Source organism: Massilia timonae, assembly GCF_001866515.1.
Classification (GTDB): Bacteria; Pseudomonadota; Gammaproteobacteria; order Burkholderiales; family Burkholderiaceae_D; genus Telluria; species Telluria timonae.
The window spans coordinates 3,148,816-3,169,633 of the sequence record NZ_JRYB01000001.1 but is presented as its reverse complement, the minus strand read 5'-3'; the positions used below and the strand labels follow the sequence as shown (position 1 = coordinate 3,169,633).

21 protein-coding genes and 1 tRNA gene are annotated in these 20,818 nt (G+C 64.2%); 11 read left to right on the top strand and 11 right to left on the bottom strand.

From position 1 onward, the window contains the following. Positions 1-74 precede the first annotated feature (74 nt). A complete protein-coding gene (locus LO55_RS13620) occupies positions 75-2,903 on the top strand; it encodes a hybrid sensor histidine kinase/response regulator (protein WP_071361863.1) in 2,829 nt (942 codons plus the stop codon). Between the two features lie 55 nt (positions 2,904-2,958). On the opposite strand, the gene LO55_RS13615 is transcribed toward LO55_RS13620, so the two are convergent. After that, positions 2,959-3,035, bottom strand: a tRNA-Pro gene (locus tag LO55_RS13615). 90 nt (positions 3,036-3,125) lie between these two features. Next, entirely contained in the window at positions 3,126-5,015 is a 1,890-nt protein-coding gene (locus LO55_RS13610) for an MFS transporter (RefSeq protein ID WP_071361862.1), read from the bottom strand. Positions 5,016-5,282: 267 nt separating this feature from the next. On the opposite strand from LO55_RS13610, the gene LO55_RS13605 reads away from it, so the two are divergent. After that, a complete protein-coding gene (locus LO55_RS13605) occupies positions 5,283-5,462 on the top strand; it encodes a hypothetical protein (protein WP_071361861.1) in 180 nt (59 codons plus the stop codon). A 57-nt stretch (positions 5,463-5,519) separates the two neighbouring features. Here LO55_RS13605 and LO55_RS13600 read toward each other — a convergent pair whose 3' ends face one another. Together LO55_RS13600 and LO55_RS13595 are read right to left on the bottom strand one after the other, a co-directional pair. Beyond that, positions 5,520-6,839, bottom strand: a complete 1,320-nt coding sequence (locus tag LO55_RS13600) for a homoserine dehydrogenase (RefSeq protein WP_071361860.1) — start codon at positions 6,837-6,839, stop codon at positions 5,520-5,522. 39 nt (positions 6,840-6,878) lie between these two features. Next, the gene (locus tag LO55_RS13595) at positions 6,879-8,102 is read right to left on the bottom strand and encodes a pyridoxal phosphate-dependent aminotransferase (RefSeq protein ID WP_071361859.1); all 1,224 of its coding nucleotides are present in this window, start codon (positions 8,100-8,102) and stop codon (positions 6,879-6,881) included. Between the two features lie 131 nt (positions 8,103-8,233). Between LO55_RS13595 and LO55_RS13590 the strand changes: the two genes are divergently transcribed. From LO55_RS13590 to LO55_RS13555, 8 genes are all read left to right on the top strand, one after another. Further along, entirely contained in the window at positions 8,234-8,608 is a 375-nt protein-coding gene (locus LO55_RS13590; RefSeq protein WP_005666095.1) for an Mth938-like domain-containing protein, read from the top strand. Between the two features lie 188 nt (positions 8,609-8,796). Then, on the top strand, positions 8,797-9,261 hold the full coding sequence (locus LO55_RS13585; RefSeq protein WP_005666093.1) for a peroxiredoxin: 465 nt from the start codon (positions 8,797-8,799) through the stop codon (positions 9,259-9,261). Positions 9,262-9,524: 263 nt separating this feature from the next. Continuing rightward, positions 9,525-11,357, top strand: a complete 1,833-nt coding sequence (locus tag LO55_RS13580) for a PhoH family protein (protein ID WP_071361858.1) — start codon at positions 9,525-9,527, stop codon at positions 11,355-11,357. A 154-nt stretch (positions 11,358-11,511) separates the two neighbouring features. Beyond that, the gene (locus tag LO55_RS13575) at positions 11,512-11,868 is read left to right on the top strand and encodes a YciI family protein (protein WP_071361857.1); all 357 of its coding nucleotides are present in this window, start codon (positions 11,512-11,514) and stop codon (positions 11,866-11,868) included. A gap of 96 nt (positions 11,869-11,964) precedes the next feature. Next, on the top strand, positions 11,965-12,363 hold the full coding sequence (locus tag LO55_RS13570) for a YciI family protein (protein WP_071361856.1): 399 nt from the start codon (positions 11,965-11,967) through the stop codon (positions 12,361-12,363). After that, positions 12,360-13,634 carry an RNA polymerase sigma factor gene (locus tag LO55_RS13565; protein WP_071361855.1) on the top strand — a complete coding sequence of 425 codons (1,275 nt, stop codon included), beginning with the start codon at positions 12,360-12,362 and terminating at the stop codon, positions 13,632-13,634. The genes LO55_RS13570 and LO55_RS13565 overlap by 4 nt, the downstream gene beginning before the upstream one ends. Before the next feature lie 109 nt (positions 13,635-13,743). Beyond that, the gene (locus tag LO55_RS13560) at positions 13,744-14,634 is read left to right on the top strand and encodes an MBL fold metallo-hydrolase (RefSeq protein ID WP_071361854.1); all 891 of its coding nucleotides are present in this window, start codon (positions 13,744-13,746) and stop codon (positions 14,632-14,634) included. 138 nt (positions 14,635-14,772) lie between these two features. Then, a complete protein-coding gene (locus tag LO55_RS13555) occupies positions 14,773-15,018 on the top strand; it encodes a hypothetical protein (protein ID WP_071361853.1) in 246 nt (81 codons plus the stop codon). A gap of 71 nt (positions 15,019-15,089) precedes the next feature. Here the strand turns inward: LO55_RS13555 and LO55_RS13550 are convergent, their stop codons facing one another. The 7 genes from LO55_RS13550 to rpsF form a co-directional block, all read right to left on the bottom strand. Then, positions 15,090-16,100, bottom strand: a complete 1,011-nt coding sequence (locus LO55_RS13550) for an inorganic phosphate transporter (RefSeq protein WP_071361852.1) — start codon at positions 16,098-16,100, stop codon at positions 15,090-15,092. A 22-nt stretch (positions 16,101-16,122) separates the two neighbouring features. Further along, positions 16,123-16,749 (bottom strand): DUF47 domain-containing protein, encoded by a 627-nt coding sequence (locus LO55_RS13545; RefSeq protein WP_005666076.1) that lies wholly within the window; start codon positions 16,747-16,749, stop codon positions 16,123-16,125. Between the two features lie 90 nt (positions 16,750-16,839). Then, complete coding sequence (locus LO55_RS13540; RefSeq protein ID WP_005666075.1) at positions 16,840-18,237, bottom strand: replicative DNA helicase; 1,398 nt, start codon at positions 18,235-18,237, stop codon at positions 16,840-16,842. A 109-nt stretch (positions 18,238-18,346) separates the two neighbouring features. Next, entirely contained in the window at positions 18,347-18,799 is a 453-nt protein-coding gene (gene rplI, locus LO55_RS13535) for a 50S ribosomal protein L9 (protein WP_005666073.1), read from the bottom strand. A 38-nt stretch (positions 18,800-18,837) separates the two neighbouring features. Beyond that, on the bottom strand, positions 18,838-19,128 hold the full coding sequence (gene rpsR, locus LO55_RS13530) for a 30S ribosomal protein S18 (RefSeq protein WP_005666071.1): 291 nt from the start codon (positions 19,126-19,128) through the stop codon (positions 18,838-18,840). A gap of 30 nt (positions 19,129-19,158) precedes the next feature. Further along, entirely contained in the window at positions 19,159-19,455 is a 297-nt protein-coding gene (gene priB, locus LO55_RS13525; RefSeq protein WP_071361851.1) for a primosomal replication protein N, read from the bottom strand. A gap of 48 nt (positions 19,456-19,503) precedes the next feature. Next, positions 19,504-19,896, bottom strand: a complete 393-nt coding sequence (gene rpsF / locus LO55_RS13520) for a 30S ribosomal protein S6 (RefSeq protein WP_005666068.1) — start codon at positions 19,894-19,896, stop codon at positions 19,504-19,506. 284 nt (positions 19,897-20,180) lie between these two features. Here rpsF and lexA point away from each other — a divergent pair, with 284 nt between their 5' ends. Next, on the top strand, positions 20,181-20,810 hold the full coding sequence (gene lexA / locus LO55_RS13515; protein ID WP_005666067.1) for a transcriptional repressor LexA: 630 nt from the start codon (positions 20,181-20,183) through the stop codon (positions 20,808-20,810). The last annotated feature ends 8 nt before the right edge of the window (positions 20,811-20,818 follow it).

The following is a 20,818-nucleotide window of genomic DNA, read 5'->3' as shown; positions in this document are numbered from 1 at the left end:
GCACACCATTACAATTGCCGGTGGATCAGTCACCCCGTATCGTTTACGGCTTCCCACCTTTTATTCCACACACTTTGAATTCGAGTTTCAGCTTCCTGGCCGGTGGCGGCGAGATGGGCGCCCTCATGCGCGCCTACGATTGGAACACCAGCCCGCTCGGCCCGCCCGATGGCTGGCCCTCGACCCTGAAGACCGTGCTGCGGGTTCTACTGTCGAGCAATCACCCGATGTTCATCTGGTGGGGCGACGACCTGATCCAGTTCTACAACGACGGCTACCGCCAGACCCTGGGCCCGGAGCGCCATCCGGTCGCCCTCGGCCAGCCCGGCCGCCCGTGCTGGGAAGAAGCCTGGGACCTGATCGGACCGGACATCGAGCGCGTCATGCGCGAAGGCGCCAGCGCCTGGTACGAAGACCGCCTGGTCCCGCTGACCCGCAACGGCCGGCGCGAAGACGTATGGTGGACCTACGGCTACAGCCCGATCGAGGACGAAGCCGGCATCCACGGGGTGCTGGTGATCTGCAACGACGTCACCGAAGACCACCTGCTGCGGCAGCGCCTGGAGCAGACGAACCATGCGCTGATCGAAACCATGGACGATGCGTTCTGCCTGATCGACCTGGTGCACGATGAACAGGGTCATGCGGTCGACTATGTGTTCGTGGAAGCCAACCACGCCTTTGCCCGCCATACCGGCCTGGTCGACAGCGTGGGCAAGACCGCGCGCCAGCTGGTGCCGGACCTGGAACAGCGCTGGATCGCCACCTACGACGAGATCGCGCACGCCGGCGTGGCGCGCCGATTCGAGGAATACTCGCAGGCGATGGGACGCTGGTTTACCGTCTACGCCAGCCCGATCGCCCATCCGGTCAAGCGCCGCGTGGCCCTGCTGTTCACCGACATCACCGACCAGAAGAATGCCGAGCGCGCGCTGCAGGCCAGCGAGATGGCCGCGCGCGCCGCGGCCGGCCAGGCCGAGGCCGACCGGCGCCGCCTCGACGCCCTGCTCAGCTCGGCGCCGGTGGGGATCGTCTACGTGGACGAGCATGGGGCGCTGTCGTCCGTCAACCGCATGAACCGCCAGCTATGGGGCGATCATCCGATGCCCACCAGCCAGGACCAGTACGCCGAATGGCGTGGCTGGTGGGCCGACGGCTCGGAGCGCCACGGCAGGCAGATACGGTCGGACGAGTGGGCGCTGGCGCGCGCGCTGCGCGGCGAGCAGGTCGAGGCCGACGTGGTCGAGATCGAACCCTTCGGCCGTCCACACGAGCGCCGCATCCTGCTCACCCGGGCCACCGCGATCCGCACCGAGGATGGCGCCATCACCGGCGCAGTGGCGGCCTCGATGGACCTCACGGCCCAGGTCGATACGCAGCGGGCGCTGCGCGAGAGCGAAGAAAAATTCCGCACCATCACCGACGCGATGCCGCAGATGGTGTGGTCGTGCCGGGCCGACGGCGCGAACGATTATACGAACCGGCGCTGGAGCGACTTCACCGGCTTGTCGAACGTGGATCCGACCGGCTGGACCGCCGCCATCCATCCCGACGACCTGCCCGCGCTGCTGGCGCTGTGGGCCGACAGCGTGGCAAGCGGCGCCTTGTTCGAGCTCGAGCACCGGCTGCGCCACCATGGCGGCGAATACCGCTGGGTGCTGAACCGCGCGCTGCCGGTGCGCGACGAGGCCGGCCGCATCATCCGCTGGATGGGCACGGTCACCGACATGCACGACCAGAAGCTAGCCGCCGAAGAACTGAAGGCGGCGAACGCGCGCAAGGACGAGTTCCTGGCCATGCTGGCCCACGAGCTGCGCAACCCGCTGGCGCCGATCAGCACCGCGGCCCAGATGCTGAAACTGTCCGGCGCCGACCCGAAGCGCATCGCCCACGCCAGCGACGTCATCGGGCGCCAGGTGCGGCACATGGTCGAACTGGTGGACGACCTGCTCGACGTCTCGCGCGTGACGCGCGGCCTGGTCGAGCTGGAGCGCGAACCGGTCGCCCTCAAGTCGGTGATCCAGAACGCCATCGAGCAGGCGCGCCCGCTGATCGAAAAGAAGGGCCACACGCTGTCGACCCGCCTCGGCGCGGCCAACGTCACCGTCACGGGCGACCGCAAGCGGCTGGTGCAGGTGATGGCCAACCTGATCAACAATGCGGCCAAGTACACGCCGGACGGCGGCGAGATCACGGTGTGCGCCGACGCCGTGCCGGACGCCGGCCAGGTGAAGCTGAGCGTGAAGGACAATGGCATCGGCATCGATGCCGCGCTGCTGCCCGATGTGTTCGAGTTGTTCACGCAGGCCAAGCGCACGCCGGACCGCGCCCAGGGCGGTCTCGGACTGGGGCTGGCGCTGGTGCGCAGCATGGTCAGCCTGCATGGCGGGCAGGTGCAGGCGCACAGCGACGGACCGGGACGGGGCAGCTGCTTCAGCGTGGTCCTGCCGCTCGGCGTGGATGGCGCTGGTGACGACGCGAGTCGGCGCGAGGACGACGCCGCGCTGGCGGCGCATTCGACGCTGCGCATCATGATCGTCGACGACAACCGCGACGCCGCCGAATCGCTGGGCATCGTGCTGTCGGCGGTGGGACACAGGGTGCAGGTCGAGGATTCGTCGATGGCGGCGCTGCGGCGGGTGCAGAAGGACGGCTTCGACGTCTGCCTGCTGGATATCGGCTTGCCGGATATGGATGGCTATCGGCTGGTGGGAGAGCTGCGCGCGGCGCCGCTGGTGGCCGGCGCCGCCATGATCGCGCTGAGCGGCTACGGCCAGCCGCAGGACATGGCGGCGTCGAAACGGGCCGGGTTCACCAGGCACCTGGTCAAGCCGGTGGATGTCGGTCAGTTGCTGGGCGTGCTGGACGAGCTGGCGCCGGCATCGCGAGGACCGCAGCCTTGACGTGACAACGGACGTAAAAAAGCCAGCTCGAAAGCTGGCTTTTTCACTGATACTTTGGTCGGGGCGAGAGGATTCGAACCTCCGACCCCGTGCACCCCATGCACGTACGCTACCAGGCTGCGCTACGCCCCGACTAGTCGATAATTATATCAGAGCCAGCGAAAAAATCTTGCGTTTTTGCCATACCGTGCAAGATCTTCGTTGGCCGGCATTTGGCAGGCTCTACTTCCACTCCCCACGCAGCGCCATCACCTGCTGTTGCAGGTAGGCCGGCGTCGCCAGCTCGGGCGCGACCGGCTGGCCGACCGCCAGCGCCAGCTGCGAGCGCATGCCGCGCGCAATCCTGCGCTCGAACAGATTGCTCTTGTCGCGCGTGAACCAGCTGCCCCACAGGCCACGCAGCGCCATCGGGATCACCGGCACCTTGCTGCGCTCCATGACTTTCGTGATGCCATGGCGGAACTCGTTCATTTCGCCGGTCGAGGTCAGCCGCCCTTCCGGGAAGATGCACACCAGTTCGCCGTCGTGCAGCGCATGGGCGATGTCCACGAACGCCTTTTCCATCGTCCACGGGTCTTCCTTGGCCGGCGCGATCGGGATCGCGTTCACGGCGCGGAAGATCCAGCGCAAAAATGGCGTCTTGAAGATGCGGTGGTCCATCACGAAGCGGATCGGCCGTGGGCTGGCGGCATTGATCACGATCGCGTCCACATAGCTGACGTGGTTGCACACCAGCACCGCCGGGCCTTCGCTCGGAATGCGCGCCGTGTCGATGGTGCGCACCCGGTACACGGTGTGGATCAACAGCCAGGCCAGGAAGCGCATCAGGAATTCCGGCACTAGCGAGAAGATGTACACCGCCACCACCGCATTGAGCAGGGCCGTGGTCAGGAACAGTTGCGGGATGCTGAAGCCCTGCCCCAGCAGCAGGATGGCGACCCCGGCCGAGGCGACCATGAAGATCGCGTTCAGGATGTTCATGCCGGCGATCGTGCGCGACACGTGCTTCTGGTCGCAGCGGGTCTGGATCAGGGCGAACAGCGGCACGATGAAGAAGCCGCCAAACACGCCGATCATCACCAGGTCGCCCAGGATGCGCCAGGCGCCGGGCTGGTTCAGCAGGCCGGTCCAGTCCACCACCGTCGTGCTGGCAATAAAGGCTTCGCTGGCGAAATACAGGTCGATGCCGAACACCGACAGGCCGATCGAACCGAACGGCACCAGGCCGATCTCGACCTTGTGGCCCGACAGGCGCTCGCACAGCAGCGAGCCAAGGCCGATGCCGAGCGAGAACACGGTCAGCAGCAGCACGAACACGCTGTGGTCACCCATCAGATAGTCTTTCGAGAATACCGGGAACTGGGCCAGCAGCAAGGCGCCATAGAACCAGAACCAGGAATTGCCGAGCATCGACAGGAACACGGTGCGGTTCTGGCGCGAGTACGCCAGGTTGCGCCACGATTCGGTGATGAAATTGCGGCTGATGCGCAGCTCGGGCGCCGGCGCCGGCGATGGCGGAATGCGCCAGGCGGCGGCCAGGCCCAGCACGGCGAAGAGCAAGGTCGCAGCGGCCACCAGCATGATGCCGTTGGGCTTGTAGCCGACCAGGATCGCGCCGGCCACCTCACCCAGCAGGATGCCGACGAAGGTCCCCATCTCGACCACGCCATTGCCGCCCACCAGCTCGTCGGGCTTCAGGTTCTGCGGCAGATACGCGTATTTCACCGGACCGAACAGCGTCGAATGCATGCCCATGCCGATCACCGCCGCAATCAGGAGCCACAGCGTGTGCGTCATCCAGCCGATGCCGGCCACCAGCATGATCGCGATCTCGGCGATCTTGACGATGCGCGCCAGCTTCGCCTTGTCGAACTTGTCGGCGATCTGGCCCGAGGTGGCCGAGAACAGCACGTAGGGCAGGATGAACAGGCCCGGGATCAGGTTGTTGAGCAGGGAGGGATCGAGCGTGGTCCAGTTGATCGCATCATAGGTCATGACGACCAGCAGCGCGGTCTTGAACAGATTGTCGTTGAAGGCGCCCAGGAACTGGGTCCAGAAGAACGGGCCGAAACGGCGCTGGGTCAGCAGGGAAAACTGATTCGGTTGGCTCATGCTCGAAAGCTCGGCTGTGATGGAGTGCGTAATGTACAACGGCAGGCATGGCGGAACAAACGCTGTTTCTCACATTCATGCTTGCGTATCCGCATTTAATACTGCCGGCCTTGCTCTACAGTACGAAGCATTTGCGCGAGCACAAACCGCAGCGGACGGCAAGCGTGCGCACCGAAACAGTGCCATGCGAGCGATTGACGATTGAAGCCGGTCAAATTGGGCTTGATCTGGCACATTGGTGCAATGCAGCGCAGGTAGAATCCGCGGATGACTTCCGCCAACTTCCACATCAGCTACGCCAGCGTCGCCAATGCGCTGTTCGAGCACATCGAGCAGGACTTGCTGCTCCTCACCACCGCCCTCCTCGACGATGACGAGGAATTGCCGCGCCGTTTCGAGCCGTATCCATCGACGTTGCTGGCCCACGAAGGCATGCCGCCGCCATGAAAAAACCGCCGTGGCCCAGCACGGGCAACGGCGGTTGCAGGGGCATGGCCAGTCAGGTCAGCCCAGCGTTTCCAGGCGAATCCGCGTCACCTTGCCGATCACCGCCGGCAATCCTTCGATCTTGGCGATCGCCGCGTCGATGTTCTTTTCGCGCGTCTGGTGCGTCAGCATGATGATGTCGATATCCAGCTGGTCGCCCGGCTCCTTCTGCAGCACGGCGTCGATCGAGATGCCGGCGTCGGCCAGGATGCGGGTCAGGTCGGCCATCACGCCCAGCTTGTCCTGCACGTGCACGCGCAGGTAATAGCTGCTGGTGATCTCGGACATCGGCATGATCGCGACGTCGGTCATCTGGTTCGGCTGGAACGCCAGGTGCGGCACGCGGCTGTACGGGTCGGCGGTCAGGAGGCGGGTCACGTCGACCAGGTCGGCGATCACGGCCGATGCGGTCGGCTCGGAACCGGCGCCCTTGCCGTAGTACAGCGTGGCGCCGACCGCGTCGGCCTGCACCAGCACCGCGTTCATCGCGCCTTCGACATTGGCGATCAGGCGCGCGGCCGGGATCAGGGTCGGGTGCACGCGCAGCTCGACGCCCTCGCCCGACTCGGTGTGGGTGCGGCGCGTGATGCCCAGCAGCTTGATGCGGTAGCCGAGCTGTTCGGCGTAGCGGATGTCGGCCGCCTGCAGCTGGCTGATGCCTTCCACATAGGCCTTGTCGAACTGCACCGGGATGCCGAAGGCGATCGCCGACATGATGGTCAGTTTATGGGCCGCATCGACGCCCTCGATGTCGAAGGTCGGGTCGGCCTCGGCATAGCCGAGTTCCTGCGCCTGCTTCAAGACAGAAGCGAAATCCAGACCCTTTTCGCGCATCTCGGTCAGGATGAAATTGGTGGTGCCGTTGATGATGCCGGCCACCGATTCGATGCGGTTCGCGGTCAGGCCTTCGCGCAGGGCCTTGATGATCGGCACGCCGCCGGCGACGGCCGCCTCGAAGGCCACCATCACGCTCTTTTCCTGGGCCGCGGCGAAGATCTCGTTGCCGTGCAGCGCCAGCAGCGCCTTGTTGGCCGTCACGACATGCTTGCCGTTGGCGATCGCCTTCAGCACCAGCTCGCGTGGCAGCTCGTAGCCGCCGATCAGCTCGACGACGATGTCGATGTCCGGATGGTTGACCACCGCAAACGGGTCGGTCACGATCTCGACCGCACCGCCGGTCACTTCGCGCGCGCGTTCAATATTGCGCGCCGCAATCATCGCAATCTCGATGCCGCGTCCGGCGCGGCGGCGGATGTCTTCCTGGTTGCGTTGAAGGACGTTGAAGGTACCGGCACCCACGGTGCCGATGCCCAGGAGGCCAACTTGAATCGGTTTCATAAAATCTGTGTCTCTTGATGGTCAGGACGCCCGTCCGGTTCAGGCGTGGCGTCGTCGGTAACCGTCGAGGAAGCGCGCGATGCGGCCGCAAGCGTCGGTCAGGTCGTCGGAATTGGGCAGGAACACCAGCCGGAAATGGTCCGGGGCGATCCAGTTGAAGCCGGTGCCTTGCACCAGCAGCACTTTTTCCTCGGACAGCAGTTCGCAGATGAACTGCTGGTCGTCCGTGATCGGATACATCTTCGGATCGAGGCGCGGGAACATGTAGAGCGCGGCTTTTGGCTTGACGCAGGACACGCCCGGTATATCGGTAAGCAATTTATGCGCGAGGTCGCGCTGCCTCAAGAGGCGTCCGCCCGGCCCCACCAGGTCGTTGATGCTCTGGTGGCCGCCAAGGGCGGTCTGGATGGCGAACTGGCCCGGCGCATTGGCGCACAGGCGCATCGAGGCCAGCATGTTCAGGCCGTCGATATAGCCCTTCGCGTGGCGCTTCTCGCCCGAGACCACCATCCAGCCGGCGCGGTAGCCGCAGGAACGGTAGTTCTTCGACAGGCCGTTCAGGGTCACGAACAGCACGTCGTCGGCCAGCGAGGCGATGGAGACGTGTTCGGCGCCGTCGTACAGGGTCTTGTCATAGATCTCGTCGGCGTAGACGATCAACTGGTGCTGGCGCGCCAGCTCGATGATGTCGAGCAGCACCTCGCGCGGGTACAGGGCGCCGGTCGGGTTGTTCGGATTGATGACGACGATCGCGCGCGTGTTCGGCGTAATCTTGCGCCGCATGTCTTCGATGTCGGGCAGCCAGCCGGACTGCTCGTCGCACACGTAGTGGATCGGCGCGCCGCCGGCCAGGCTCACGGCCGCGGTCCACAGCGGGTAATCGGGCGCCGGCACCAGCACTTCGTCGCCGTTGTTCAAGAGCCCCTGCATCGACATCACGATGAGTTCCGAGGCGCCATTGCCCAGGTAGATGTCGTCCATGCCCACGCCGGCGATGTTCTTCTCTTGCGTGTAATGCATGACCGCCTTGCGCGGCGCGAACATGCCTTTGGAATCGGTATAGCCGGCCGCGCCGTGCATATTGCGGATCATGTCGCTGACGATCTCGTCGGGCGCGTCGAAGCCGAACACGGCGAGGTTGCCGATGTTGAGCTTGATGATCTTCTGGCCGTCTTCTTCCATCTGGCGCGCCTTGTCCAGGGCCGGACCACGGATTTCGTAGCAGACGTCGTCGAGCTTGTTGGATTTGGCGATCGGTCTCAAAATTTCCCCAGATGTGAGCGTGCTCTGTTGCAGTGCGAAAAATACCATTCTGCCGAAAGCGCCCCGTTTAGGCAACCTTGCCGATCCGGTTACAATGGGCCTTTGCAGCCCACCGGATTTCAGCCAACGCCATGAAGCTTCATTCCGACAACACCCAACAATACCAGACCGTGACCGGCTATGACGCCTCGGGCGTGGAAATCAATGCCGAACGCTTCAATTACAGCCTGACGGTGCTCCCGGAGATCCCGCCGCGGCCGTGGAACGTGACCCGCTTCGACGACCTGACCGCCGCCCACTTCGAAGAGATCGCGAAGGACGCGCCGGACGTCGTCATCCTCGGCACCGGCGAGCGCCAGCGCTTCGTGCACCCGCGCCTGGTGGCCAGCCTGTCGGCCATGCACGTCGGCGTCGAAAGCATGGACAGCCAGGCCGCCTGCCGCACCTATAACGTGCTGATGGGTGAAGGACGCAAGGTGACGCTGGCCCTGATTATCGGCGCCTGATTTCATTAGCCGGATCTTAAATCTCCAGAAACATTTCCAAATCGGGGTAAATATTGCGATTCTGGCCAGCCGGGGCACTAGCGGCAGGTGGCATGGCCGGATTATCATGCCAGTGCCGCTCCCCGCCACCATGCGCCGGGAGGTTAATATTTGCAGCGCAGCGCGCTGTCACTGCCCAGGAGAAGCCCGTGGCCGAGAGCCAAGCAACCATCGCCCCATTTTCCGCCCCGATGACCGGTGGCCAGACCTTCGAGCTGGCTGGCCGTCCCGCCAGGTACACCGTGCTGTACTTCTACCCCAAGGACAATACGCCGGGCTGCACCACCGAGAGCATCGCCTTTCGCGAAGCCTGGCCCGAGTTCCAGGCGCTGGGCGCCGAGATTGTTGGCCTGAGCCGCGACTCGCTGCGCTCGCACGAGAACTTCAAGGCCAAGCTGGGCCTGCCCTTCGAACTGATCTCCGATCCGGACGAAACCGTCTGCACGCAATTCAATGTCATGAAGATGAAGAATATGTATGGCAAACAAGTGCGTGGGGTCGAGCGCAGTACGTTTGTCATTGACGCTCAAGGCCGATTGGTGAAAGAATGGCGTGGCGTGAAAGTCAATGATCACGTCACCGAAGTGCTGGAATTTTTGAAGAGCCAGCCCTGAATTACGGATGGCTCCAGTTTGTTCAACCTGCTGGATCGCTACCCCTTATTTTGAGTCAACCCGTAATTCATCCACATTCTTCCAATCTGGTTTCCCGCCGGGCCGGAGCATTTCCGGGCTCGGCCGTACTGCAGACATTTTTCCTCGCAATCACCCCGGCGGCTCATCCGCCATTCCCGTTAGTAGCATCGACTCCGTGCGGCAGCGCGCCACGTGGCCCGCGCGCGCACGGCCATCCAGACTTTTTTTAGATTGAGAACCTGATGCCACTGCCAAAGATGCCTACCCAGCCAGCGACCATGCTGCTGGCAAAAGATTACCCGAAGGCCGAACCCGGCAAATCGCCGGTACGTCCCGTCTCGGCCCAGGCCAACGACGACGTCGAAGACCTGATCAGCGGCCAGGCCGTGCCGACGCCGAAATCGCGCGCACGCCGCAAGGCGCAAGACACCCTGGCCGCGGCGCAAGCGCCCGCGGCTGCCAAACCCGTCGCAGCCGTTCCAACCGTCGCCGAACAGGCTGGGCAGCCGGCCCGCAAGACCACCAGGCAAGGCAAGCAGAACTGGCCTGAAGCCGCCCCTGCACAAGCCAGGCTGCGCGAGACCGACGCCGATCAACCGCATCCGGCCAAGCACAAGCCGGTCGAAGTCACCATCAAGTCGTCCACCAGCCGCAAGGCCGACCGCTCCGGCGCCACCAAGGTGTTCGTGCTCGACACCAATGTGCTGATGCACGATCCGACCTCGCTGTTCCGCTTCGAAGAGCACGACGTCTACCTGCCGATGATGACGCTCGAGGAGCTGGACAACCACAAGAAGGGCATGTCCGAAGTCGCGCGCAATGCGCGCCAGGTCTCGCGCACACTCGACGCCCTGATCGCCAACGTCGACGACGACGCCATCGAGTCGGGCATTCCGCTGTCCAAGCTGGGCAACAAGGATGCCAAGGGCCGCCTCTTGTTCCAGACCCGCCTGAACAGCGCCGCCCTGCCCGAAGGTCTGCCGTCGGGCAAGGCCGACAACCAGATCCTGGGCGTCGTGCGCGCGCTCGAGCAGCAGATGGCGGGCCGCGCCATCGTGCTGGTGTCGAAAGACATCAATATGCGCATCAAGGCGCGCGCCATCGGCTTGCCGGCCGAGGATTACTTCAACGACCACGTGCTGGAAGATACCGACCTGCTGTACTCGGGCATCGTCCAGCTGCCGGACGACTTCTGGGACAAGCACGGCAAGGACGTCGAATCCTGGCAGGAAAACAAGAACGGCAGCTCGGCGACCTACTACCGCGTCACCGGTCCCTTGATCCCGACCCTGCTGGTGAACCAGTTCCTGTTCCTCGAGCCGAAGGATGGCCAGTCGCCGCTGTACGCGCAGGTCAAGTCGATCAACGGCAAGACCGCCGTGCTGCAGACCCTGCGCGACTATAGCCACAACAAGAACAACGTCTGGGGCATCACGGCGCGCAACCGCGAGCAGAACTTCGCCCTCAACCTGCTCATGAATCCCGAGGTCGACTTCGTCACCCTGCTGGGCCAGGCCGGCACCGGCAAAACCCTGCTGGCCCTGGCGGCCGGCCTGGCGCAGGTGCTCGAGACCAAGCTCTACAACGAGATCATCGTCACCCGCGTGACGGTGCCGGTGGGCGAGGACATCGGTTTCCTGCCGGGCACCGAAGAAGAGAAGATGTCGCCATGGATGGGCGCCTTCGACGACAACCTCGAGGTGCTGATGAAGTCGGACGGCGACGCCGGCGACTGGGGCCGCGCCGCCACGCAAGACCTGATCCGCTCGCGCATCAAGATCAAGTCGCTCAACTTCATGCGCGGCCGCACCTTCGTGAACAAGTTCCTGATCATCGACGAGGCGCAGAACCTGACGCCGAAGCAGATGAAGACCCTGGTCACGCGCGCCGGTCCCGGCACCAAGATCCTGTGCCTGGGCAATATCGCGCAGATCGACACGCCTTACCTCACCGAGGGCTCGAGCGGCCTGACCTATGTGGTCGACCGCTTCAAGGGCTGGAGCCACGGCGGCCACGTGACCCTGGCGCGCGGCGAACGCTCGCGCCTGGCCGACCACGCCAGCGACGTGCTGTAAAACACCGCAGGCCGCCCGCAACAGGCGGCAGTGCCGCCAAACGCCCGCCCTCACCGGCGGGCGTTTTTTTTGCCTGAACCGCAAACAGCGCTACCATAGGGTGGGCGGCCACACCCGTCCACGCATCCAGACCCATCCGCCCACAGGAGAAAACATGCCCCATATGCTGCTCATCCACGAGCCGGTCGGCCAGCGCGCCACCCGCAGCGATGCCGAAGGACGCGCCGCCTACGAGCGCATGCTGCGCTGGGGAGAAGACCTGAAGGAACGCGGCCTGTTGCTGGCGGCCGAGTCGCTCGCGTCCCTCGACAGCGCGGTGCGGGTGAGCGTCCCGGCCGGCAAGCCGCGCATCGTCGACGGCCCGTTCGCCGAGGCCAAGGAAATGGTGGGTGGGTTCTTCTTGGTCGACGTCGATTCGCGCGACGAGGCAGTCGCTCTGGCCGCCGAGTGCCCGGCCGCCGAATGGGCCACGGTCGAAGTGCGCGCGCTGGCCCCCTGCTTCATGCGGTAATTATTTTTTCAGTGCTGTCGAATACGCTGGACGCCGTTCGTCGTGGCAAATGAAAGGCCCGCTCCCGCAGGCCACTCACCAGCACAGGAGAACCCCATGCGATTCATGATCATCGTCAAGGCCAGCGCCGCGTCCGAAGCGGGAGAGATGCCGCAAGAGCCGCTGCTCGCCGAAATGAACGACTACCACCAGGAGCTGGCGCGCGCCGGCGTCCTCCTCGACGGCAATGGACTCAAGCCCACCAGCCAGGGCTGGCGCATCCGCTACCAAGGCGACACACGGCGCGTCGTCGACGGCCCGTTTGCCGAGACCAAGGAGCTGATCGCCGGCTATACCCTGATCCAGGTCCGCTCGCGCGAGGAAGCGCTCGAATGGACGCGCCGCTTTCCCAACCCGCGCGGCCCCGGCCTGGAAGCCGAGATCGAGGTGCGCCAGCTGTTCGAGCTGGACGACTTCGCCCCCACCGAGACCATCGAACGCATGCGAGCGCAATGACAGGCAGGGTCGAGGACACCATCGTCGCGCTGTGGCGGATCGAATCCGGCCGCATCGTCGGCAGCGTCGCGCGCATCGTGCGCGACGTCGGGCTGGCCGAGGAGCTGGCCCAGGACGCCCTGGTGGCGGCGCTGGAGCGCTGGCCGCACGACGGCATCCCCGACCGCCCCGGCGCCTGGCTGCTCACGGCCGCGCGCAACGGCGCCTTCGACCTGCTGCGGCGCGACCGCAGCCTGCGCCAGAAACTGGAACGGATCGGCCTCGACCTCGAGGCCCAGGAGGCCCTGACAGTGCCGGATTTCGTGGACGACCTCGACGCCCGGCGCAACGACGTGGTCAAGGACGACCTGCTGCGCCTGATGTTCACCGCCTGCCACCCGGTGCTGTCGCTCGATGCGCGGCTGGCGCTGACGCTCAAGCTGCTCGGCGGCCTGGCCACCGCCGAGATCGCGCGCGCCTTCCTGGTGCCAGAGAGCACCATGGCCCAGCGCATCGTACGCGCCAAGCGCACCCTGGGCGAGGCGAAGGTGCCGTTCGAACTCCCGCCGCCTGGCGAGCTGGGCCAGCGCCTGGGCGCCGTGCTGGAGGCGGTGTACCTGATCTTCAACGAAGGCTATACCGCCACGGCGGGCGACGACTGGATGCGTCCGGCCCTGGTCGACGAGGCGCTGCGCCTGGGCCGCATCCTGGCCGAGCTGGCGCCGAACGAGCCCGAGGTGCATGGCCTGGTGGCGCTGATGGAACTGCAGGCGTCGCGCATGGCGGCGCGCCTGGACGCGGCCGGGCGGCCGGTGCTGCTGCTCGACCAGGACCGCGCGCGCTGGGACGGCGTGCTGGTGCGGCGCGGCCTGGCCGCCCTCGAGCGCGCCGCGCGCATTGGCGCCCCGCGTGGTTCCTACGTGCTGCAGGCCGAGATCGCCGCCTGTCACGCGCGCGCCCACCGTGCCGAGCTGACCGACTGGCGCCGCATCGCCGACCTGTACGGCGAACTGGCCGTGGTCCAGCCCTCTCCCGTCGTCGAACTCAACCGCGCGGTGGCGGTGGGCATGGCCGACGGCCCCGCGGCCGGCCTGGCGCTGGCCGACCGGCTGCTCGTGGATGGCCGGCTGGACGGCTACCACTGGCTGCCGAGCGTGCGCGGCGACCTGCTGTTCAAGCTCGGCCGCCGGCCGGAAGCGCGCGCCGAATTCGCGCGCGCGGCCGCGCTCACCGCCAATGCGGCCGAGCGCGAACTGCTGCTGGCGCGGGTGCGCGATGCCGCCGATGCCTGATCCGGAACAAATACTGCGCGTTAATTAATGTCTATGCCGGAAGGATACATACCGCTATGATCGAGGCTGGATAGAATAAAACTCAAGTGATCGTGACGGGAGAGCGGCAATGAAATTCCGGTTCTGGGGAGTGCGTGGATCGATCCCTTCGCCGGGTCCGCGCACCGCGCGCTACGGCGGCAACACCACCTGCATCGAGGTGCGCACCGACGCCGGCGCCCTCCTGATCCTGGACGGCGGCACCGGGCTGTTCCCGCTGGCCCAGCACCTGGTCGAGCAAGGGCCGGTGGCGGCCAATATCTTCATCACCCACAGCCACTGGGACCACATCCACGGCCTGCCCTTCTTCGCGCCCTTGTTCGTCAAGGGCAACCGGGTGCGCCTGCACGGCGCCCACGACGAAATCACGGGCCACGGCATCGAACACGTGATGAACGCGCAGCTGCAGAACAGCTATTTTCCGGTCGGCGAAGCGCAGATGAGCGCCACCCTCGACTATCGCACGCTCGATGTCGGCGTGCCGATCGCGCTGGAAGACGCCGTGGTGTCGAACGTGGCGATGAACCATCCGGTGCTCAATCTCGGCTACCGCATCGACTGCAACGGCAAGTCGCTGTTCTTCACCGGCGACCATGAGCCCTGGCCCAACCCGCACCCGGCCGGGAGCGCCGAGCACGCCGCCTGCGAGGAACAGCTGCGCGAGCGCGAACGCCGCATGGACGCCGTCATGCGCGGCGTGGACGCCCTGATCGTCGACTGCTCCTACACGCGCGAGGAATACCCGTCCAAGCGGGGCTGGGGCCATGGCACCTTCGACGGCGCGCTCGAGATGGCGCTGCGGGTGGGCGCGCGGGCGCTGTACTGCACGCACCACGAGCCGACGCGCGGCGACGATGAACTCGAAGCGGTCTTCGCCGAGGTCATGGCGCGTTACCAGGACCGCCTGGACGGCCTGCGGGTATGCCTGGCCCATGAAGGCCTCGAGGTCGACCTCGGCTAGCGTCCTGGATTAGCACAGCGCGCGATGCGCGTAACCTGCCAGAATCGAGAGGAACTGGCCTGCCCTGCGGCGTTAGAATGGAAGCGGTCCATCCATACCGGCGGCGCCCGGTCCGTCCCAGTCCACGAGAGAGCATCAATGAAGATCACCCTGATTGTTCCGGCGGCGGCCCTGCTGCTTGCCGGGTGCGCGTCCACCACCCCAGGCGGCGACGCCGCCGTCAGCGCCAGCGCCAAAGAAGAGCGCTACGTCCCGATCGGCACCTACCTGCCGCGCAAGCGGACGCAGACCGCGAACAACGCCAGCACCGTCGACAAGACCGACCTCGAGAACATGAAGAATACCGGTAACGGCGCCGGAAGCAACGAGGGCCTGTTGCGCTGAACCGGCGCGCGGTGCGAGCGCAAAAAAAACGGAGCCGCGCGGCTCCGTTTTCCTGTGCCTGAAAGGCGCTGTCACATGATGTGGGTGCCCACCCACCACGCCACCGCGGCAATGAACGCCGACGCCGGAATGGTGAAGATCCAGGCCCACACGATGTTGCCGGCCACGCCCCAGCGCACGGCCGAGGCCTTCTGCGCGGCGCCCACGCCGACGATCGCACCGGTGATGGTATGGGTGGTCGACACCGGAATGCCGAAGGCGCTCGACATCAGGAGCGTCATCGCGCCGCCGGTCTCGGCGCAGAAGCCGCCCACCGGCTTGAGCTTGGTGATCTTCTGGCCCATGGTCTTGACGATGCGCCAGCCGCCGAACAGCGTGCCGAAGGCGATCGCGGCGTAGCACGAGATGATGACCCAGGCCGGCGGATGGGCGTCGTTGGCGCTGACGTAACCGGCGGCGATCAGCAGCATCCAGATGATGCCCATGGTTTTTTGTGCATCGTTGCCGCCGTGGCCCAGCGAGTAGGCCGCGGCCGAGACCAGCTGGAGTTTACGGAACAGGCCGTCGACCTTGCGCGGCGTCGCCTTCACGAAGACCCAGGCCACGATCAGCATGATGACCGAACCGAGCACGAAGCCCAGCAGCGGCGCGACCACGATGAAGGCGACGGTCTTGAGCAGGCCGCCGGAGATCAGCGAGCCGGTGCCGGCCTTGGCCACCGCGGCGCCCACCAGGCCGCCGATCAGGGCGTGCGAGGACGAGGACGGGATGCCGTAATACCAGGTGATCAGGTTCCAGGAAATCGCGCCGACCAGGGCGCCGAAGATGACATAGTGATCGACCACGCTCGGGTCGATGGTGCCCTTGCCGATGGTCTGCGCGACCTTCATGTTGACCACGAAGATCGCGATGAAGTTGAAGAAGGCGGCCATCGCGACGGCATGCTGCGGCTTCAGGACGCCGGTCGACACGACGGTGGCGATCGAGTTCGCCGAGTCGTGGAAGCCGTTCATGAAGTCGAAGATGAGTGCCAGCACCACCAGCATGCCCAGCACATAAATGCTGATGTTAACAGTATCCATGGTTGTTTCGCTCGAACGACGCTTACGCGTTTTCGACGATGATGCCTTCGATGATGTTGGCCACGTCTTCGCAGCGGTCGGTAACGGTTTCCAGGATCTCGTAGATCGCCTTCATCTTGATCAGGTTGCGCACGTCCGGTTCGTCGCGGAACAGCTTGGACATGGCGGCGCGCATCACATGGTCGGCGTCCGACTCGAAGCGGTCGATCTCTTCGCAGATGGCGACGATCTTCGGCGCATTGTCCATATCGTGCAGCATCGAGACCGCTTCCTGCACTTTCAGGCAGCACGACAGGCACAGCTCGGCCAGGCGCTTCGCCTCCGGCGTGACCGCATGCAGGTCGTACAGCGACACGGTCTGGGCCGCGTCTTCCATCATGTCCAGGATGTCGTCCATGCGCGTGATCAGCTTGTGGATGTCGTCGCGGTCGAGCGGAGTGATGAAGGTCTTGTGCAGCAGGTCGACGGTGGCGTAGGTGATCTTGTCGGCCTGTTTCTCGATCGTTTCGACCGCATGGGTGCGGGTTTCCAGATCGTCGAAATTGGTCATCAGGCCGACCATTTCATGGGCACCCTTCACGCACAAGGCCGCGTGCTGGTTGAACAGTTCAAAAAAATTGCCTTCTTTAGGCAAAAAGCGTCCAAACATTGTTTTTCTCCGTTTTTCTCTCGGTATTGCCGCCGCTCCGGGAAAAGCGACGGCATGGAATGCGGCGTGACGCTGGCCGCGGTATGCGGCTTAGTCGCCCTGGTAGATAGACAGGTTGCCGCTGTAATTGCCAAATTTGGTGTATTGGCCAATCCAGGTCAGGCGAATCGCCCCGATCGGGCCATTACGCTGCTTGCCGATGATGATCTCGGCGGTGCCTTTGTCAGGCGAATCCGGGTTATAGACTTCGTCGCGGTACAGGAAGATGATCACGTCCGCATCCTGTTCGATAGCGCCGGATTCGCGCAGGTCGGACATCACCGGACGTTTGTTGGGGCGTTGTTCCAGCGAGCGGTTCAGCTGCGACAGCGCGATCACGGGGCACTGCAGCTCCTTCGCCAGGCCCTTGAGCGAGCGCGAGATCTCGGAAATCTCGGAGGCGCGGTTGTCGCCGGGCTTCGAACCCTGCATCAGCTGCAGGTAGTCGACGATGATCAGGCCCAGCTTGCCGCACTGGCGCGCCAGACGGCGGGCCCGCGCGCGCATCTCGATCGGATTCAATGCGGGGGTTTCGTCGATGTACAGCTGGGCATCGTTCATCTTCTGGATGGCGTGCGTCAGGCGCGGCCAGTCCTCGTCGTGCAGGCGGCCGGTACGCAGGCGGTGCTGGTCGAGCTGGCCGACCGAGCCGAGCATACGCATGGCCAGCTGGGCGCCGCCCATCTCCATCGAGAACACGGCGACCGGCAGGCCGGCCTCGATCGCGACGTTCTCGCCGATGTTGACCGAGAACGCGGTCTTGCCCATCGACGGACGGCCGGCGACGATGACCAGGTCGCCCGGCTGCAGGCCGGAGGTCATGCGGTCGAGGTCGATGAAGCCGGTCGGCACGCCGGTGATCTCGCCCTGGTTCTCGCGCGAGTACAGTTCGTCGATGCGCTCGACCACCTGGGTCAGCAGCGGCTGCACCGCCAGCCAGCCCTGGGCGCCGCGGGCGCCCTGCTCGGCGATGGCGAAGATCCGCGATTCCGCCTCGTCGAGCATCTGCTTGACTTCCTTGCCCTGCGGATTGAAGGCATTGCCGGAAATCTCGTCGGCGACGGTGATCAGCTGGCGCAGGATGCCGCGGTCGCGCACGATCTCGGCGTAGCGGCGGATATTGGCGGCCGACGGCGTGTTCTGCGCCATCGCGTTCAGGTATTGCAGGCCACCCACCTCCTCGGCCTTGCCGAGCTGGTTGCAGGCTTCATAGACCGTGATCACGTCGGCCGGCTTGCCGGCGTTGATCAGGCGGACCATCTGTTCGAAGATGATGCGGTGATCGTAACGGTAGAAGTCTTCCGCATGCATGAAGTCGGCGATGCGGTCCCAGGCGGCATTATCGCGCAGCAGGCCGCCGATGACGGACTGCTCTGCTTCGATGGAGTGCGGGGGGATGCGCAGGGCTTCGATCTGCGGGTCTGAGGGTGCTGCGTTCATGGGCGGCATTATACCTTCTCCTGTCACACGGCTGTCATAATTGGTGAGTTTCAAAAGCAAAAAAGCCGGGAGAACCCGGCTTTTTTGTGCACTGCTTTTACTTCAGTTCAGCATTCGCTTAGGCAGCTTCGCCCACGACAGCGATGGTGATTTCCGACACGACGTCGGTGTGCAGGGCGACTGCAACCGGGAATTCGCCGGTGGTCTTCAGCGGGCCGTTCGGCAGGCGAACGGCAGCTTTTTCGACCGGGAAGCCCTGCTTGGTCAGCGCTTCAGCGATGTCCGCGTTGGTGACCGAACCGAACAGACGGCCGTCGACGCCGGCCTTCTGGCCGATGGTGACGGTCAGGCCGCTCAGCTTGTCGCCTTGGGCTTGGGCGGCTGCCAGTTTCTCGGCGGCTGCTTTTTCCAGTTCGGCGCGCTTGGCTTCGAACTCGGCCACTGCCGACGCGGTAGCGCGGCGTGCCATCTTTTGTGGGATCAGGAAGTTACGTGCGTAACCATCCTTGACTTTGACGACGTCGCCCAGGTTGCCGACGTTGATAACTTTTTCCAACAGAATAACTTGCATGTTTTATCTCCAGGATATCTGACTGTCGTGACCGACGATTAACCGTGGTGCAGGTCGGTGTACGGCAGCAGCGCCAGGTAACGGGCGCGCTTGATGGCGGTGTCGACCTGACGCTGGTAGTGCGCCTTGGTGCCGGTCAGACGTGCTGGCATGATCTTGCCGTTTTCCTGGACGAAGTCCTTCAGGGTGTCGACGTCTTTGTAGTCGACCTGCTCAACGCCGGCGGCGGTGAAGCGGCAGAATTTCTTGCGCTTGAACAGCGGGTTCTGCTGTTTGCGCTTCAGTTTTTCTTTGGCTTTGTTTTTGTCGAACTTTTTACCGAATGCCATTTGAGGCTCCTGTATATCTAAATTGCCGAACTAGGCGGCACTGAAATCAATGATGTGAAACACCAGGGCTTTGCTGTTGCGATTTTTTCGTGCGAGGAATCCATCGAAGCGGTAGCTGGCGCCGAGCTCGGCGTTGCCGAACCTGCCCGAAATCTCGCCCGCGGCGAACGCGGGAACTTCGAACTCGACCAGGCGATCGATCCCCGCCTCGCGCTGATGCGAACTGTGCATCAGGACGGCTGAAACGATCGGCACGCCGGCCGGGGTGTAGCGCAGGACATCACGCTCGGCGATGGTCGCGACGAGCTGAAGCTGATTATTGTCCAACGTCTGCCCGGTTCTACTACTTCTGACTACGAATTCCTGGAAAAAATCTTAGGCAGCGGCGGCCGGGGCAGCTGCAGGAGCGGCTGCTTCTGCACGGTGGCTCTTGGCTGCGTCTTCGCGCTGCACCGATTTCATCATCGGCGACGGTGCGGTTTCTGCTTTCTTCATCTTGACGGTCAGATGACGCAGAACGGCATCATTGAACTTGAATGCGGTTTCCAGCTCGACCAGGGTCTCGTTGTCGCACTCGATGTTCAGGCAGATGTAGTGAGCCTTTGGCAGCTTCTGGATCTGGTAAGCCATCTGGCGGCGGCCCCAGTCTTCCACGCGATGGATGTTACCGCCGCGGCTGGTCACCGTGGTCTTGTAACGCTCGATCATCGCCGGGACTTGCTCGCTCTGGTCCGGATGGACGATAAAAACGATTTCATAATGACGCATGCATTACTCCTTGAGGACGTTTTACATAAATGCCCACCTCGGCGTCAAGACGAGTGTGGGAAGGGAACAGCCAGCTAGTATAGCGTGAAATGGGCAAAAAGGGAACCTGGCTGTCAAGCGCCCCATCGCGGCGCCGCGCTCACTCGACAATTAGACCCATGGACGCCCTGTTTTTTGTCTCGTGCGCGCTTTTTTTGCGCTTTTTCGTGTATATCCCTTGCGTATAGCAGAATACTGTACAAAAATACAGTCTACCTCTACAACCCGTTGCTGCAAGATTATTTATGCTCAAGCTCACTGCAAGGCAAGAACAGATCCTTAACCTGATCAAGGAAGCGATCGAGAACACGGGTTTCCCTCCGACCCGGGCCGAAATCGCGGCCGAACTGGGCTTCCGCTCGGCCAATGCGGCCGAAGAACACCTGCAAGCCCTGGCGCGCAAGGGCGCGATCGAGATTTCGCCGGGCACCTCGCGCGGCATCCGCCTGGTGGGCGCCAGCGTCGAGCAGATCCCGATGCCACCGCCTTCCCTGATGTCGCTGCCGCTGGTCGGTCGCGTCGCCGCCGGCAATCCGATCCTGGCGCAAGAACACGTCGAAGCGACCTATAACGTCGACACCGCGATGTTCGCGGCGCGGCCCGACTTTTTGCTCAAGGTAAAAGGCTGGTCGATGCGCGACGCCGGCATCATGGATGGCGACTTTTTGGCGGTCAAGAAAATCGATAGCGCCAAGAACGGCCAGATCGTCGTCGCCCGCCTGGGCGAGGAAGTCACCGTCAAGCGCTACCGCAAGACCGGCGACCTGGTCGAACTGCTACCCGAGAACCCCGACTTCAAGGTCATCGAAGTCACGCCCGACGAAGAGTTTGCGCTCGAGGGACTGGCGGTTGGGTTGATGCGCAGCTGGAACTGATCGGCTTC